Here is a 16,458-nt window from a genome sequence, read left to right as displayed (position 1 = left end):
CCGGGCGTGAACGAATCAGGAATCGAAGACGAGATCGGTCCGGGTCTCGCGCTCGCGCGGGGCGATGCGCGCCGTGGCTTTGCGCGCGCGCAGGTGATCCCCGAGGTCGAGGAAGAGGTGCGCGAGGCTCGTGTAGATCTGCACGGCCTTGCGCGTGCCCGGCTCGAAGCCCCGATCGGCCTCCTCCAGCGCGCGGCACGCGTTCATGTATGCGGCGTCGCGATCACTCTTGGTCACGGCGAGTCGCGCGAGGCTGTAATGAATGCGCGCCATTCGGCGGTGCGGCGTCGCGCCCGTCGAGGTCATGGCCATTTCGTTGTAAAAGTTCAATGCCCGCTCGAGGCGCTCCTGGGAGCGCTGCGTCGAGCCGGAGAGGACCTCGACCCAGCCGAGATCCATGTCGATCTCGGCGCAGAGATCGGCCGGCGCCGCGCCGCGGCTGCCGAGGTCGTGCGCTTTTTCGAGCAGATCGCGCGCCTCGGCATACGAGAGCTCACGCGCGCGCTGGTTGCCGACCCGGGCGAGCAGCTCCGCCGCGGGCACGTGCTCGACCTCGTGCTCCATGGCGGTCTTCGTGGTCTCCTGGATGTGCGGCCAGAGCTCGGTGCGCTCGCGCGCGCTCGCGTCGAGGTAGGCCATGAGCAGGAGGTCGAGCGCCTCGTGCAGGGCCGCCGTGCGCTGATCGGGCGTGAGGATCTCGCGCACGCGCGACCGGAACGTGGGCACGTACGAAACGACGTCGGCCTCGTCGCGCAAGAAGCCGAGCTTCAGCAGGACGGGCAGCGCTTCGCCGAGATCGCCGAGGCGCTCGCGCGGCACGTCGACCTCGGCGAAGAAGGCGAGGACGCGGGCGAGGCGGACGGCGCGTGGGTCCTCGCGGCTCGCCTTGAGGAGGGCGCGGTCGGGCGAGACCTCGACGTCGGCGCCGATGCCCGCGAGCGAGCGGAGCTTCTTCTCGACGCTCGTGAGCTCGGAGCCGTGCGCGTCGTCCGAGGCCGGCATCGGCAGCTTCTCGAGCACCTTGCGCGCGAGCTCGCTCTTGCCTTGATCGAGCACGACGCGGCCGAACGCGGCGGCGAGCTGCGCGGGCGTGGGGAGGAGGCCGGGGAACTCGCGCGACCAGCGGCCCGGCAAGGCCATGGGCGAGAGGAGGCGCATGGCGCGGTCGAGGTCCTCCATGCCGCTCTCGATCTCGCCGTAATGCGCCTTGGCGAGGGCATGCGCGTGCCACGAAAAGACGTCGCCGCCGGGCATGAGCTTGCCGAGGATGGCGCCGTGTTTCTCGGCGACCTCGCGCGAGAGGAGGCCGTCGTACGTGCCCTCGCGGCAGCGGGCGATCCACCGGAGCGCGAGGACGAGCTGCTGGGTGGTCTCCATGCGGCTCGACTCGACCTCCTCGTCCTCCTGGGGATCGTCGAGCCAGAAGAGGGCCTGTTCGGCGTGGTCGACGAGGAGGAAGGCGGCCGCGCGGAGGATGTCCGGCTGCTCGCGCGAATGGATGGCGATGACGCTGCGAGGCTGTCCAGCCCAGAGGAGGAGGCGGCCAGCGGCCTTCTCGGGCGGGCGCGGGCGGCCCGTCTCCTCGGCGTCGGGGGAGTGGACGAGGTCGGCGACGGCGCGGCCGAGCGCGGCCCATTCGGCGAGGGGCCGGCCTTTCTTGAGGTCGGCGCGCAGCGCGGTGACGACGCCGTGGAGGTGCTTGGAGGAGCGGAGGAGGTTCGCGAGGCGCGCGTCGGCGCACTCGGCCGACCACTCGGGGGCCGGGAGGAGCTCACACGCGCGGCCGATGCTGCGGAAGACGTCCTCGTCGAGCTCGCCGGCGAGGCTCTTGGCGCAAGCGAGGCCGAGGTGCGCAGCGCCGGAGGAGGCGTCGAGGCGGAGGGCGTGGCGGTAGTGTTCGACGAGCGCGGCGGGATTCCCTCCCTCGTGCTCCACGTGCTGCGCGGCGACGAGGTGCATGAGGACGAACGACTGCGCCATGGTGGGCGCCTTGGCGACGCGCGAGGCAGCCGGCGGGCCGAGCGGGATCTTCCACTTGCGGTTGCGCTCGTAGAAGCGGTCGATCGTGGTGACGATGCCCTCGATGCCGCCCTCGCCCTCATGCCGGCCCGCGATGCCGACGAGCCGCTGGCGGCTGTCGAGGATGGGCGCGCCGGCTTCGTTCTCGTGGACGACCTGGAGGAGGCGCGGCAGCGGCGGGAGGGTGTCGGGCTGGGACTTGCGAGGCGGAGGCTCGTCGGGCTCGCCGGCGATGAGGGAGACGCTGCTCCAGTGCAGGACGACGGCGCGTTTGGCGAGGGCATTCTCGACGCTGTCGCGGAAGCCGACGAGGGTGACGGGTGTGTCGAGGTCGAAGTCCTTGAGCTCGTCGGCCGGCATGAGCCGCAGGACGTGCGGCAGCTCCTCGGCGCAACGAAGGACGGCGATGTCGCCCTCCTCGGACGAGAGGACCTGCACGACCTCCGCGGTGCGGACCTGCTCGCCGGCGCGGAGGAGTTTTACGTGAGGGGCGTTCTCGCAGACGCGGGCGACCGTGAGGAGGTGGTGGGGGCCGACCGCGACGGCCGTGAAGTGACCGCCGCCAGGAGCGAAGGCGAGCCAAATCGCGGCTTCGACGGCAGGTTGCGGGGAGGGGGCCACCATGGAGGCGGAGTGTACCGGAAGCAGGCGCGGGAGCGGTAGGAAGTGGTGGAGGCGGGCAGGAAGCGGGCGAGCGGAGGCGGAGGCGCGGGCGCGGGTGTGAGAAGGAACGGGATGCTGGCGATCCCGTTCGGGATCAGGGCATCAGGGTCCGCGCCAGGAAGACGTTGCAGGACGAACCCGTGCTCGTGTTGGGCTGGGGCCCTGTCCCGACATCGATGGTCCCGCAGGAGTAGCCCACGAAATAGGGGTTGCCGGCGGCGTCCAGCACGACGCTGCCGGCCTCCTGCACATCCGCGTCGCCGAAATTTTGAGACGCGAGCAGCTCGCCGTCGGGGCTCCAGCGCGACAGGTGAGCTTGGAAGTCGTACTGCCCCATGCCACCGTGCATGGCGGCCGCGAGGACGATGTTCCCTGCTGCATCGATGGCGAAATCGTTGATCAATCCGCCGCTCGACTCCACGTCGAAGCTGCGGACGTAGTTCCCCGCCGGGTCGAAGACCGCCGCGAACCCGCACTGGATGCCGACGGGGCCGCCGCCGAAATCGAGGACAGACCCCGTGTTTCCGACGAGGAAGACATTGCCCTGCGCGTCGAGCCGTCCCCAGAGGTTGTCCGTCGTCGGGGCGCCGTTGAAGCGTTTGACCCAGAGCGGGGCTCCGGCGGGATCGAGCTTGGCCAAAAGGACGTCGGCGTACCCTCCCGCGGCGACGCTCACGGGGCCGGCCCCAAAATCGACGACGGCGTGCGGCGAGCCGGCGCCCACGAGCACCGCATTCCCGAGCGCATCCATCGATATGGCATGAATCCCCTGCGGCTCGCCGAGCGCGCCCTCGATGACGCGCTTGGCCCAGCGCACGTTGCCGGCGGGATCGAACGAGGCGACGAACGTGTCCGGGGTATCTCCGTACGCGGGGCCGATCGAGATTTCGCCGAATTCGACGGAGTTGATGAACGCGCCGGCGACGACGATGTTGCCCTCCGCGTCGACGTCGATCGCCGAAGGCCACGCCGGCCCGCCCGAGAAGGTCCGATCGAACACGGGCTGAAAGGCGGCGTCGTAGCGACGGATGCGGACCTCGCCAGAAAAGCCGTTGTTGTCGCTGCTCACGACCACGAGCCCACCGTCGGGCGCGGCGGCGAACCGCAGGTCGAAACTGCCGAGGGAGAGCCGCCCGAGCTCGGTGCCCCAGGGGTCGACTTTGATCAGCAAAAAATCGTGGATCGCCGGATCGAGGAAGAAGGCGGCGACGAGGAGGTCGCCATCGCGATCGAAGGTGACGTGAAGCGGCTGGGACGTCTGCGTGCTCCCCTCGAACGCGAGGAACCACGCGGGCACCTCGGTGCACGGGAGCGTGACGCCGTCGCAATCGTCGTCGCTCGTGGTGCCGCAGATCTCCGCGCGCGGCTGCACCTGCCCCACGCAGATGCCGTATCCCGAGCCGTCGGCGGCGCAGGTGGCGAGCCCGCTGCGACAGCGGCCGACACCGAGCGTGCCCGCGGGCCCGTCGTAACAAGCGATGCTCTCGCCGGGCGTGCACACCGTCGGAACGGGCGGATCGCACCCTTCGGCGGCGCACGGCGCCGGGCCGGAACCGCCGGACGATCCGGCGTCGCCCTCCGGGGAGCCGGAGCCGGAGGTGACCACGGCCTTGCAGGCCGCGAGGGCGGAGACGGTGAGCGCCGCGAAGCAAGCCAAGGAAAACGCCCGCATGGCGCTCATGGTACAGAGCCGCGGTGGGCGGGGAAAGCAAAATTGGGTAATGGAGTCATCCCATCTGCGAGCCGAGGCGATCGTCGACCTCGATTCGGGGCGCGCAGGCGCGCACGAGGTTCATGAACACGGTGGGATGCGGGACCTCGTCGAGGGCAACCGTGCGCCATGGAATCACGGTCTGTCCTCGGAAGAACGCAATCCTGCCGGGCTGCATCCGGACGAGGCTCAGGTCTTTCCACGCAGCGCGGCTCTCTCCCACGAGGATGGCCTCGGCGTCGATACGCACCTTTCCAAAGGTGAGCGTCTCTCCCGCGCGCAGCGCCTGCTCTGCGTCGGCCACGAGCGGCAGGGAGCAGTGACGGATGATGTGCCGTGTGATCTCGTGCCCAAGCTCGACGCCGAGCGGAACCGTGTGCTCGGCGCCGCCGTGCTCGACGAGCCGCACCGCGCAGATGAGCGCCACGTCCCCGGCCCACGACGAGCGCCGGTCGAGCTCGAGCCAGAGCTCGTCGACGTCCTCGAAGACGACGACGGCGCGAGCACGCCCCTGATGAACGACGAGGCCGCCGTCGTGGACCTCGATGCGGAGCTTCCGGCGGCGTAGGGCAGGGATGGCCAGCAAGGCGAAGCAAGCGAGGCTGAAAGGCAGCGGGAGGAGGAGCCCGCGCAGGCCGTACGCCCTGGCGCCCAAGGAGCTGGCCAAAACGAGCAGGCCCGTGGCGAACACGATAGGCACAACGACGCTTCGCCGGGTGGCGCGGTGGACCGCGCGAAGGTTGCCGAGCCGGTCCTCCGCCGGGCGTCGCGTCGGTGCCTCGGGGGGCGTGCTGTCGCGGCGATACGGGTGCGCCATCAGCGCAGGTCTCCTGGGGTCGAGCGCATCTCCCCGACGCCTAGCACGCATCCCGTGCGCCGGTCGACCGTGCGGATCGCACGTACCCGTCAAGAAGTGGTACGCTTGGCGCAACGAGAGCAGGAGGAGGCCTCACGTGTTCACGCACCAGCGAAAGCAACGCCCATGGGGGCACTCCCTGGGGGTGCTGATGAGCCTCTTTGGTGTGGGATGCGGGGGGAGCGCACAGGACGCGCGGGTCCTCGAATGGGTGCATACGCAGAGCGTCGCGCCCAAATCCACGCAGGAGATTTCCCTCCCGGGCGATCTTGCCGGGGCGAGCGCGGATGCCCGGGTGCACGTGGCGCGGCTCGCCGATGGGCGCACTTGCATCCTCCTCAAGAAATCCATCGGATGGAAAAGCAACTTCGAGGGATGGCTTCAATGTGACGCCCCCCTGCTTCCTGCCGAGGTCGTAGCGGCGCCGCCCGCTCCACGCGCCTACGTGAGCCTTGCCGGGCACGTGATGTTCGAGGAGCTTTATGTGCGAACCCAGCGCGACCCACGCACGTTCGACGTGTATTTCGATCTGAACTGAGGAGGCTCATCCCCTCGCCGGCGGGGAGGCGGCGGCCGCCTCGGGCGCTGCCCCGCGCTTGTAACGTCGAATCGCCGATTCCCCGATCGCCTGGGTGACGGCCGCTGCAGCGAGCGCCCCCGCAGGCACGGCGAATACCGGGTTCAAGGTCACCGCGATAGCCACGGGAGCGGCGGCGCCGGCGGCGCAAGCCGCCACCACGGCAACGAGCTCCTTCACGCGCTCGGATTGGTCGATGTCCTTCCCGAAGAGCAGCGCTATCTCGAGGACGAGGTAAAGGTGCATCCTGGTGAGGATCGATGCGCCGGCGACGAATCCCAGGCCTTCGTACACGATGCCGAACCCAGGGATGGCGGCGGGCGCGTGAACGAGGCCACCCGCGGCGAACGAAATCGCCGAGGTCGATGCAAGGAGACGACGCGCCAGCTGCTCGGGTGACTCGTCCGGATACATGCGCCGCACGCGCTCCGCGACGGACCGGATACGGGACTTTCGGAGCCTCAGGATGAAGTAGAACAAATCATCGGTGAACAGGCTTTGCTGATTGGCTGCCTGCTGCGCGGTTGCCATGGTTGCCCCCCTCTACCCGAACGCCTCGAACACCAAGAGAGCGTAGGCGGAACCCGATTCCCACACACGCCGGGTGTTCGAGCGCCTTGCGAAAGCTGTACCGGTTCTGGTCGCACGCACCTTGGATAGAAAGAGAAGGTGAATGGCCCCATGCGCGCTCTCGGGGCTTGCGCTCGACCGTTCGGGGCACACGATTCCTGTGGACCGGGTGAGACGCGAGGAGGGGGAAGCCACATGGATACGTCGATTTACATTGCCAGGCTGATCGGGCCGCTGCTCCTGGTGACCGGTGCCAGTGTGTTGTTCGGTGGCAAGAGCTACCGCGCCATGGCCAAGGAATTCCTGGGCAGCCGTGCGCTCATTTACCTGTCGGGATTCATGACGCTGCTCATTGGGCTCGGCATCGTCAACGCCTGGAGATCGGGCTGGCCGATCGGGCTGACCATCCTCGGGTGGCTTTTCGTGGTCGGCGGGGCGCTCCGCATCCTCTCCCCGGAGCGCATCGTGCAGATGGGGACGACGATGCTCGACAAGAGGCCTGGGCTCATGACGGGAGCGGGGATTGTCCAGCTCCTCGTTGGGCTCGGCTTGTCGTACGCTGGTTATGTGCCCTGAAACCTTGGGTTTCGTGGGTCATGTCGTAAATCACGAGGCCGCTCCCGCGCGCACCGGCAGGATCGGCGCCCAGGCGAGTTTGGCGAGCAGCTCGTCGCTCGCGAGCACCCCGCGGTCCGAGAAGACGAGCGCATTGCGCGGCTCCCCTTCGTGGTCCTCGGCGACGAACAGAATGCCGCGTCCCTCTCCGTTGTATCCGAGCTGCACGATCGCGTTTTTCAACCAGCGCCCGCCGCCGTCGAGCGTGAGGTCGTGGGGGAGCGTGTAGAAGCCCTCCGAAGGCAGGCGTTTCAGCGACTCGGCCCAGCTCGCGGAGCGTAGCACGTAGGTGGGTTTGCCCCAGAACCAGCGGTTCCGACGGTTCTGGCCGGGGCGAACCACGAAGGCGACGCCGTCCTCGACGCCGACGTACACGAGGACGCCGGCAGGGATCGCCTCCTCCTGGCCTGGGTAGGGTTTCGTGGTCCGGTAGAGGCCGGGCTCGGGCAGCTTGATCATGACGAACGCTTCTATATTGCATACGCATCAAAGTTGCAACTATAGTTCGACATGGACTGCAACACGGACCCTGAACGCGACGACATCTGCCAGCGCGTGACGCGCCACCTCCACGAGGCCGGCTTCTCGCCGATCGGCGGCGCACCGTCGGGAGGGCTCGCCATGCGGCGCCGCGCCGTGGACTCGACCCTCACCCTCGGGTACGACCCCGCCGCGGGCCTCCTTCGGCTCTCGGTGTCGTTCGTCCGCGGCTCGGCGGTGCGCGGGATCTTCCGGGGTGGACGCGCCGAGCTTCGGATCTTCGCCTCCTCCTCCTCCCTCCTCGGTCTGCTCTGCTGGATCACCTCGTCGCACGAAGATCTCTCGGCCTTCGAGGCTGACGCGTGGCTCGAGCAGATCGTGTCCCTCTGCCCGGCGACGTACGTGGTGCTCGCCGTGAGGAGCGGCGAGGAGGTCCTCGCGCTCGTCATGCCCCAAGAGGCCCACGTGACGCTCCAGTGATAGGTGCTTCTGTAACAATGTTGCAACTACATCTTCAGTGATGTAGTACGGAGGCCATGCGCGACACGATCAAGCTCGTCTCGTCGGCGGGCACCGGGTACTGCTACTACACGACGAAAAACAAGCGGACGATGGCCGAGAAGCTCCAGATCAAGAAGTACGATCCGATCGCCCGCAAGCACGTCGTCTTCACCGAGGGGAAGATCTCGAAGGGCGGCGCGAAATGAGGGAGCGCAGGCTGCCCGTCACCGTGCTCTCCGGTTTCCTCGGCGCCGGAAAGACGACGCTGCTCAATCACGTGCTCGGAAACCGCGAGGGCAAGCGCGTCGCGGTGATCGTGAACGACATGAGCGAGGTGAACATCGACGCCGAGCTCGTCCGCGGCGGCGGCGCCGCGCTGAGCCGCACCGAGGAACGGCTCGTCGAGATGACGAACGGCTGCATCTGCTGCACGCTCCGCGAGGACCTCCTGCTCGAAGTGCAAAAGCTCGCGCGCGAGGGGCGTTTCGATTACTTGCTCATCGAGTCGACGGGGATCAGCGAGCCTCTCCCGGTGGCCGAGACGTTCGGCTTCGGCGACGACACGGGCGCGCGGCTCTCGGACGTGGCGCGTCTCGACACGATGGTGACGGTCGTCGACGCATACAATTTCTCGAAGGACTTCGCCGCGGCCGAGGACCTCGCGGAGCGGGGCGTCGCGGCCTCGGAGGAGGATGATCGGAGCGTCGTCGATCTGCTCGTCGATCAGGTGGAGTTTTGCGACGTCATCGTCCTGAACAAGGTGGACCTCGTCTCGCAAAAGGAGCTCGGGTTGCTCGAGGCCACGCTGCACAGGCTCAATCCGCGGGCGCGGATCGTGCCCGCCAGCTTTGGCAAGGTGCCGATCGAAACGATCATGGGCACGGGGCTCTTCGATATGGAGAAGGCGAAGGCGGCGCCGGGCTGGATGGCCGAGATGCGCGGCGAGCACGTGCCGGAGACCGAGGCGTACGGGCTCGGGAGTTTTGTCTTGCGTGACCATCGCCCCTTTCATCCGGCGCGCCTTTATGCGCTCATGCACGAGGAGTGGCCGGGCGTGATCCGGTCGAAGGGCTTCTTCTGGCTGGCGACGCGCCCCGAATGGGTCGCGGAATGGTCCCAGGCGGGCGGCGCGTGCCGGTTCGGCGTCGTGGGGAAATGGTGGGCCGCGCAATCGAAGGAGGATTGGCCCGAGGACGAAGACGCGCGACAGAGGATCGAGTCCGACTGGGATCCGGAGCTCGGCGACAGGCGGCAGGAGATCGTGATCATCGGGACCGCGGAGCGCGAGGGGATGCGGGCGCGGCTCGAGGCTTGCCTGCTCTCGGACGAGGAAATGGCGCTCGGACCCGAGGGCTTCCGGCAATTCGAGGATCCGTTCCCGCCGTGGGATCTGGCCGAGGAAGAGGCCGACGGCGCGCCGGCCGGCGATTCGCGATTCGCGTCGATGTGGACGCGGGAGCCGGCGCAGGAGGCGCGCTGAGAGGATCGGGCTGGCTGTTGCTACGTGCGCGGGCTTGACCTTGACCTTGGGTCAGGGTTCATTCTTCTCGGGTCGCTCGGAGCCCGAACCTTCGGGGGAGCGCGATACAAGCAGATGAAACACGGCGTCACGATCAGCCAGGCGGCGGCGTTTGCCGGGGTCACGGTGAAGACCGTGCGGCACTACCACAAGCACGGACTCGTCGAGGAACCCCGGCGTGACAGCTCTGGCTACCGACGATATGGATCGGCCGAGCTGCTCCGGCTGGTCCAGGTCCGGACGCTTGCCGCTGCCGGCGTGCCGCTGGCCGAGATTGGGCCGATGCTGGGCGCCGACGCCGAGCAGTTCGCCGCCGCCATTGCCGACGTCCAGCGGCGCCTCACCGAACGGATCGAGGACCTGATCGCCCGACGCGACAGGCTGCACCGGCTCGCCGACGGCGACGGGGTTTTGCTGCCCGACCGGGCACGTGCGTTCCTGGACCGGCTGCCTGATTTCGGGCTGAGCGCCGAGAACATTGCGCAGATCCGGGACGGCCTGGTGCTGGCCAGGGCGCTGGTCCCGGAAGGCTTCGACGATTACCTCACCGAGGTCGAGCGCGCGCTCGGCGACACCAAGTTCGTCGAATTGTCCAAGCGCGCCTGGGAGGCCGCGGCCTGGGCGCCGGACGACCCGCGCATCGAGGAGCTCGCGAACGCCACGGTCGATCACTTCCTGGAAAATCCCGGGCTGTTGGCGATTCTGACCAGCTTCCAAGGCCGCAGCGAGGACGCCGCCGCCCGGTACGGGATGATCAGCCGCTACGGGAAAAACCGGTCACCGGCCTGGGCGAGGCTGACGAAGCTGATCGAGAAGAAACTCCACTCCGCGGGCGTGCCCATTCCGAATCAATGACGGCGCTCGGGCTTCGCCGTCCAGGTGACCGGCAATGCGTGGACGCCGTAGATCTGCATGTTGGTCTTGAGTTTCACTTCGCCGGCGGGGACGGCGAGCTCGAGGGTCGGGAAGCGACGTAGCAGCGCCTCGAAACCCGCACGCATTTCGAGGCGGGCCAGCTGGTTGCCGAGGCAATGGTGGAAGCCGTGGCCGAAGGACAGGTGACCGCGGGCATTGCGTTGGAAATCCAGGGTGTCGGGGTTGTCGAAGCGCTGGGGGTCGCGGTTGGCGGCCAGCAGGGAGACGACGACGGTCGATCCCTTGCGGATGGTTTCACCGCCGAGCTCGATGTCCTCCGTGGCGTAGCGATAAAGGATGTCGACAACGGACAGGTAACGCATGAGCTCCTCGACGGCATCGGGGAGCAGATCTGGATTGGCGCGCAGCTCGGCGAGCTGCTCGGGGTGCTCCAGGAGTGCGAAGGTGCCCAGAGCCAGCATGTTGGCAGTGGTCTCGTGGCCCGCGAGCAGCAGCAGGAAGGCAATGCCGGTCAGCTCCGCGACGGTGAGGTCGTCATGGCGGGCCAGGTCGGACAGGATGTCTTCGCTCGGGGCGGCGCGTTTGCGCGTGACCAATTCGGAAAGGTATGTGGTCAATGCGCCGTACGCGGCCATCTTCTCGTCGAGCGAAATGTCCTTCTCCAAGAACTTGGCGGAGTTGACCTGGAAGTTTCCCCGGTCCGCGTAGGGGACACCGAGCATTTCGCAGATCACCAGCGAGGGCACCGGCAGTGCGAACTGCTTGACCAGGTCGACCGGCGGGGCAAGGCGCCCGAGCTCGTCCAGTTGCCGCTCGGCGATGTCGACGATCTGCTCTTCGAGCATTTTCATGCGTTTGACGGTGAAGGTGCCGGTGAGCCTGCTCCGCAGCCGGGTGTGGTCCGGTGGGTCCATGGCGATGAACAAGCCCGGAACCTGCGGGGACGGTTCGGTCATGGCGGGCATGCCGGGGACCTCGTACGGCACGTGGAGAATGCCGATGTCCTGGCGGGAGCTGAACCGGGTGTCGGCCATGAGCTTTCGGACCGCGTCGTAGCCGGTGACGAGCCAGCCCTCGTGACCGTCGGGGAAGACCATGGGACTGACAGGGCGAGCCTCGCGCAGCCGGGTGATTTGGCGGGGCGGGTCGAAGGGGCCTGCGTCGCGCTCCATGGGGAGGCCGTGCGGGATGGGAACCGTCGTGGTGTCGTTCATGACGAAAGCGTGCACCTTGACCTTGGGGCAAGGTCAAACCGCTTTTTGGGCGCTCGCTTCCCTCATGGCGTCGCCCCGTCAGATCCCATTTCGAGCGAGCTCTTCGAGCGCCAGGTTCAGCCGGAGCACGTTCACGCGCCGCTCGCCGAGCACACCGAGCATGCGCCCCTCGACATGCGAATCAACGAGCGCGCGTACGCGAGCCTCGTCGAGCGTGCGCGCGCGCGCCACGCGGGCGACCTGGAAATATGCGGCGGCCGGCGAGATGTGCGGGTCGAGGCCGCTGCCGGAGGTGGTGACGAGGTCGACCGGGATCGCCGCGCCATTTCCAGGGTCTGCGGCCCGAAGCGCGGCAATTCGGGCGGACACGGCGTCGCGCAGGGCGGGGTTCGTCGGTCCGAGATTCGACCCGCTCGACGCGGCCGCATTGTATGGATACGGCGCCGTCGCCGAGGGACGCCCCCAAAAAAACCGCGGATCGTCGAAGGGCTGCCCGATGAGCTCGGAGCCGACGACACGTTCGCCATCCCGAACGAGGCTGCCATGGGCGCGCGCGGGGAACGCCGCCTGCGCCACGGCGGTGACGAGGACGGGATACACCACGCCCGTCAGGATCGTGAACGACGCGAGGAGCACGAGAGCGGGGCGGAGGAGCGATTTCATGGGCGAATCCTTTCCCATTCCATTTCAGCCGACGCCGATCGCCGTGAGCACGAGGTCGATGAGCTTGATGCAAGGGAACGGCATGAGCACGCCTCCGAGCCCGTACACGAGCAGGTTGCGCCGCAGAAGCACGGGCGCGGGAGCCGGGCGATAACGAATGCCCCGGAGGGCGATCGGGATGAGCGCGATGATGATGAGCGCATTGAAGATGACGGCCGAGAGGACGGCCGTGGTCGGCGAGTGGAGGCGCATCAGGTTCAGCGCGCCGAGCGCCGGGTAGGTCGCGGCGAACGCGGCCGGGATGATCGCGAAATACTTGGCGACGTCGTTCGCGATGCTGAACGTCGTGAGCGCGCCGCGGGTCATCAGCATTTGCTTGCCGATCTCGACGATGGAGAGGAGCTTCGTGGGATTGGAGTCGAGATCGACCATGTTCCCCGCCTCCTTCGCCGCCTGCGTGCCCGTGTGCATGGCCACCGCGACGTCGGCCTGTGCCAGGGCGGGCGCGTCGTTCGTGCCGTCCCCGGTCATCGCGACGAGGTGACCGTCTCGCTGATACGTGCGGATCATGGCGAGCTTTTGCTCGGGCGTGGCCTCGGCGAGGAAATCGTCGACGCCCGCCTCCGCGGCGATCGCGGCCGCCGTGACCGGGTTGTCGCCGGTGATCATCACCGTTCGAATGCCGATCCGGCGCATCTCCGAGAATCGTTCGCGGATGCCGCCCTTGACGATGTCCTTGAGCTGCACGACGCCGAGCACACGATGGCCCTCCGCGACGACGAGCGGCGTGGCTCCTTGCTTGGCGATGTCCTCGACGGCGCCGCGGACCTCGGCGGCCAGCGTGCCGCCTTGCTCCTCGACGAACCGCGCGACCGCGTCGGTGGCGCCTTTTCGCACACGCCGGCCGTCGAGATCGATGCCGCTCATCCGGGTTTGCGCAGTGAATGGTACGAACGTCGCGCCGAGCGCGTGCACGTCCCGCCCTCGGAGCCCGAACTTCTCCTTTGCGAGCACGACGATGCTGCGGCCTTCCGGCGTCTCGTCGGCGAGCGACGAGAGCTGCGCCGCGTCCGCGAGCTCGGCCTCCGTGACCGAAGGGGCCGGCAGGAACGCGGTCGCCTGCCGATTGCCCAGCGTGATCGTCCCGGTCTTGTCGAGCAAGAGGACGTCGACGTCGCCCGCGGCTTCGACCGCGCGCCCCGAGGTCGCAAGGACGTTCGCCTGGATCATCCGGTCCATGCCCGCGATTCCGATGGCCGAGAGCAGTCCACCAATCGTCGTCGGGATGAGGCAAACGAGCAGCGCGACGAGCACCGTGAGGGGCACGGGAGCGCCGGCACCGGCGCTCTTCACGGCATACATCGAATAGGGGAGGAGCGTGACCGTCGCCAGCAGGAAGACGATGGTGAGCGCAGCGAGGAGGATGTCGAGCGCAATCTCGTTCGGCGTCTTCTGCCGTTTGGCGCCCTCGACCATGGCGATCATTCGGTCGAGGAACGTCTCACCGGCGTTCTCCGTGATTCGAATGACGAGCCAATCGGAGAGCACGCGCGTCCCTCCGGTGACCGCGCTGCGATCACCGCCGCTCTCACGGATGACGGGCGCGCTCTCGCCCGTGATGGCGCTCTCGTCGACCGACGCGACGCCCTCGATGATCTCGCCGTCGCTCGGGATGAGCTCGCCTGCCTCGACGAGCACGTAATCGTCTTTGCGCAGGCGCGGCGACAGGACCGATTCATGAGGGGCGTCGCGACGCGGCAGCTCGAGGCGCTTCGCCGTCACGCCTTTGCGCGCTTGACGGAGCGTATCCGCTTGCGCCTTTCCGCGGCCCTCGGCCATCGCCTCGGCGAAATTGGCGAACAGCACCGTGAACCAGAGCCATAGCGACACCGCGAGGATGAAGCCGGCGGGGGCCTCGCCCTTGCCCGTGACGGCCGCGTGGACGAACAGCATCGTGGTGAACGCGCTGCCGATTTCCACGACGAACATGACGGGGTTTTTCACCATGCGGCGCGGATCGAGCTTCTTGAAAGCGTCGACGGCAGCGCGGCGGACGATGGCGCCCTCGAAGAGCGGACGAGCCTGTGTTTTGGTCGTCATGGCCTTGCTCCATTACTTCGCGTGGAGAGAGATGTGCTCGACCACGGGGCCGAGCGCGAGCGCCGGGATGAACGTGAGCGCTCCGACGAGGAGCACCGTGCCGACGAGGAGCGCCACGAAAAGGGGCGTGTGCGTCGGCAGCGTCCCCGCGCTCGGCGGCACGAACTTCTTGCGGGCGAGCGAGCCCGCAATGGCGAGGACCGGGACGATGACCCAGTAGCGGCCGATGAGCATGCAAAGGCCGATGGCCGTCGCATAAAACACGCCGCTCACGGTGATGCCGCCGAACGCCGACCCGTTGTTGTTCGCACCCGAGGAGAACGCGTAGAGGATCTCACTGAAGCCGTGGGCGCCGGGGTTTCCGAGGGTCGCCGTGCCCGCGGGTACGATGCACGCAATGGCCGTCCCGATGAGGACGGCGGCTGCCGGGAGCAAAATGACGAGCGAAGCCATTTTCATCTCGAAAGACTCGATCTTTTTGCCGAGGTACTCCGGCGTGCGGCCGACCATGAGGCCCGCGATGAAGACGGCGATGATCGCGTACATCAGCATCCCGTAGAGCCCCGAACCCACGCCCCCGAACACGATCTCTCCGAGCTGCATGAGCCACATCGGCACGAGGCCGCCGAGCGGCGTGAAGCTGTCGTGCATGGCGTTCACGGATCCGTTCGAGGCGGCGGTCGTCACGGTCGCCCACAATGCGCTGTCGACGACGCCGAAACGAGCTTCCTTGCCCTCCATGTTCCCGCCCGGCATGAGGCTGCTCGCGACCTGGTCGACGCCGAGGCCGGTGAGCATGGGGTTTCCTTTTTGCTCGGCCACGACGGCGACGACGAGGAGCGGGACGAAGATGGCGAGCATGGCGGCGAATACGGCCGCGCCTTGCCGTTTGTCCTTCACCATGGCGCCGAACGTGAAGCAGAGCGCCGCGGGGATGAGGAGGATCGACAGCATCTCGACGAAATTCGCGATGGCGTTCGGGTTCTCGAAGGGGTGCGCCGAATTGACGTTGAAGAACCCGCCGCCGTTCGTGCCGAGCTGCTTGATGGCGATCTGCGACGCCGCAGGGCCCACCGCAAGGATTTGTTGCGTCACACGTGCGCCGTCGCTCGCGGTCGTCGGAACCAGGAGATTCGCGGTCTCCTTTGCAGCGAATGTCTGCACGACCCCCTGCGAGACGAGCACCAGGGCGACCACGATGGAGAGCGGCAGGAGGACGTACAGGGTGCTCCTCGTGAGGTCGACCCAGAAATTTCCGAGGCCCTCCGTCGTTCGTCTTGCAAAACCCCGGACGAGCGCGACGAGGACGGCCATGCCCGTCGCCGCCGAGACGAAGTTCTGCACGGTGAGCCCAAGCATTTGCGTGAGGTGGCTCATCGTCGTTTCGCCGCCGTAGGCCTGCCAATTCGTGTTCGTTGCGAAGCTCGTCGCCGTATTGAACGATATTTCCGGGGAAACGGCGCCGAACCCGGCCGGATTCAGCGGCAAGCTCGCCTGAAGCCGCTGGAGCACATACAGGACGAGCGCGCCGAGCAAGTTGAAGACGAGGACCGCCCCGGCATACTGCTTCCAGGTCATCTCCTCGTCGGCGCGGACCCCGGCGGCGCGGTAGAAGAGCCGCTCGATCGGGCCGAGCAAGCGCCCCGCGAGTTTCGCCTCACCGTTGTACACCCGGGCCATGTAGGAGCCGAGCGGAAGGGCCAGGCCGACGAGGACCAGGAGATACACGACACCGCGGAGAAGGTTGCTCTCGAGCATCACAGTTTCTCCGGATGGAGGAGCGCGAATACGAGATAGGCGAGGAGGAGCGCGGCAAGCACGCCGCCGACGATCATGAGCATCTGCATGGCGTTCAGACTTTCTCGCAGAGGCGCACGAAACCCCACGACAGGAGGAAAAAACCTCCGATGAGGACGAGGAAGATGGCATCCATGATCAAACCTCCCCCGCGCTGCGTCGGCGCGCGGGACCGAGCAGATCGCTGGCGGCTCCGCTCGTTGTGATGGCGTACGAGCAGGGTCGCCGAGTGCCTCTGCGTACCTGTCGAGCTGGGACGCCGGGAGTGCACGGCTTCCTTGTGTGTCCTTCTAGGAG

Annotated in this window: 16 protein-coding genes; 6 read left to right on the top strand and 10 right to left on the bottom strand. The window is 67.5% G+C overall.

Annotation, left to right across the window (positions count from 1 at the left end):
* Positions 1–15: 15 nt before the first annotated feature.
* From QHF85_RS22660 to QHF85_RS22650, 3 genes are all read right to left on the bottom strand, one after another.
* A complete protein-coding gene (locus tag QHF85_RS22660; protein ID WP_281329357.1) occupies positions 16–2,643 on the bottom strand; it encodes a hypothetical protein in 2,628 nt (875 codons plus the stop codon).
* Between the two features lie 133 nt (positions 2,644–2,776).
* Positions 2,777–4,354: a hypothetical protein gene (locus tag QHF85_RS22655; protein WP_281329356.1), complete on the bottom strand. Its 1,578-nt coding sequence runs from the start codon at positions 4,352–4,354 to the stop codon at positions 2,777–2,779.
* A 55-nt stretch (positions 4,355–4,409) separates the two neighbouring features.
* Positions 4,410–5,210 (bottom strand): DUF6585 family protein, encoded by an 801-nt coding sequence (locus QHF85_RS22650; protein WP_348652755.1) that lies wholly within the window; start codon positions 5,208–5,210, stop codon positions 4,410–4,412.
* Positions 5,211–5,400: 190 nt separating this feature from the next.
* On the opposite strand from QHF85_RS22650, the gene QHF85_RS22645 reads away from it, so the two are divergent.
* Complete coding sequence (locus QHF85_RS22645) at positions 5,401–5,787, top strand: hypothetical protein (RefSeq protein ID WP_281329354.1); 387 nt, start codon at positions 5,401–5,403, stop codon at positions 5,785–5,787.
* Positions 5,788–5,793: 6 nt separating this feature from the next.
* Here QHF85_RS22645 and QHF85_RS22640 read toward each other — a convergent pair whose 3' ends face one another.
* Entirely contained in the window at positions 5,794–6,357 is a 564-nt protein-coding gene (locus tag QHF85_RS22640) for a hypothetical protein (protein ID WP_281329353.1), read from the bottom strand.
* Between the two features lie 234 nt (positions 6,358–6,591).
* On the opposite strand from QHF85_RS22640, the gene QHF85_RS22635 reads away from it, so the two are divergent.
* Positions 6,592–6,972: a hypothetical protein gene (locus QHF85_RS22635; RefSeq protein ID WP_281329352.1), complete on the top strand. Its 381-nt coding sequence runs from the start codon at positions 6,592–6,594 to the stop codon at positions 6,970–6,972.
* A 30-nt stretch (positions 6,973–7,002) separates the two neighbouring features.
* Here the strand turns inward: QHF85_RS22635 and QHF85_RS22630 are convergent, their stop codons facing one another.
* On the bottom strand, positions 7,003–7,470 hold the full coding sequence (locus QHF85_RS22630) for a hypothetical protein (RefSeq protein ID WP_281329351.1): 468 nt from the start codon (positions 7,468–7,470) through the stop codon (positions 7,003–7,005).
* Positions 7,471–7,521: 51 nt separating this feature from the next.
* Here QHF85_RS22630 and QHF85_RS22625 point away from each other — a divergent pair, with 51 nt between their 5' ends.
* The 4 genes from QHF85_RS22625 (at position 7,522) to QHF85_RS22610 (ending at position 10,366) form a co-directional block, all read left to right on the top strand.
* Entirely contained in the window at positions 7,522–7,971 is a 450-nt protein-coding gene (locus QHF85_RS22625; protein ID WP_281329350.1) for a hypothetical protein, read from the top strand.
* Between the two features lie 56 nt (positions 7,972–8,027).
* Entirely contained in the window at positions 8,028–8,198 is a 171-nt protein-coding gene (gene rpmG / locus QHF85_RS22620) for a 50S ribosomal protein L33 (RefSeq protein ID WP_281313294.1), read from the top strand.
* Entirely contained in the window at positions 8,195–9,472 is a 1,278-nt protein-coding gene (gene zigA / locus QHF85_RS22615) for a zinc metallochaperone GTPase ZigA (protein WP_281329349.1), read from the top strand. The genes rpmG and zigA overlap by 4 nt, the downstream gene beginning before the upstream one ends.
* 114 nt (positions 9,473–9,586) lie before the next feature.
* Entirely contained in the window at positions 9,587–10,366 is a 780-nt protein-coding gene (locus QHF85_RS22610; RefSeq protein ID WP_281329348.1) for a MerR family transcriptional regulator, read from the top strand.
* Here QHF85_RS22610 and QHF85_RS22605 read toward each other — a convergent pair.
* The 5 genes from QHF85_RS22605 to kdpF all read right to left on the bottom strand — a co-directional run bounded on the left by QHF85_RS22605 (position 10,360) and on the right by kdpF (position 16,211).
* Positions 10,360–11,601, bottom strand: coding sequence for a cytochrome P450 (locus QHF85_RS22605; protein WP_281329347.1), 1,242 nt, complete (start codon positions 11,599–11,601; stop codon positions 10,360–10,362). The two genes, QHF85_RS22610 and QHF85_RS22605, sit on opposite strands and share 7 nt — an antisense overlap.
* A 78-nt stretch (positions 11,602–11,679) precedes the next feature.
* Positions 11,680–12,264, bottom strand: a complete 585-nt coding sequence (gene kdpC / locus QHF85_RS22600; protein WP_281329346.1) for a potassium-transporting ATPase subunit KdpC — start codon at positions 12,262–12,264, stop codon at positions 11,680–11,682.
* A 24-nt stretch (positions 12,265–12,288) separates the two neighbouring features.
* Entirely contained in the window at positions 12,289–14,364 is a 2,076-nt protein-coding gene (gene kdpB, locus QHF85_RS22595; protein ID WP_281329345.1) for a potassium-transporting ATPase subunit KdpB, read from the bottom strand.
* A gap of 12 nt (positions 14,365–14,376) precedes the next feature.
* Positions 14,377–16,122, bottom strand: coding sequence for a potassium-transporting ATPase subunit KdpA (kdpA, locus tag QHF85_RS22590; protein ID WP_281329344.1), 1,746 nt, complete (start codon positions 16,120–16,122; stop codon positions 14,377–14,379).
* Entirely contained in the window at positions 16,122–16,211 is a 90-nt protein-coding gene (gene kdpF / locus QHF85_RS22585; protein WP_281329343.1) for a K(+)-transporting ATPase subunit F, read from the bottom strand. The genes kdpA and kdpF overlap by 1 nt, the downstream gene beginning before the upstream one ends.
* Positions 16,212–16,458: the final 247 nt, after the last annotated feature.

It is taken from the genome of Polyangium sp. 6x1 (assembly GCF_029946515.1).
Lineage (GTDB): Bacteria > Myxococcota_A > Polyangia > Polyangiales > Polyangiaceae > Polyangium.
Note: the sequence above shows the minus strand (reverse complement) of the source record. Positions and strands in the feature narration are given on the sequence as shown.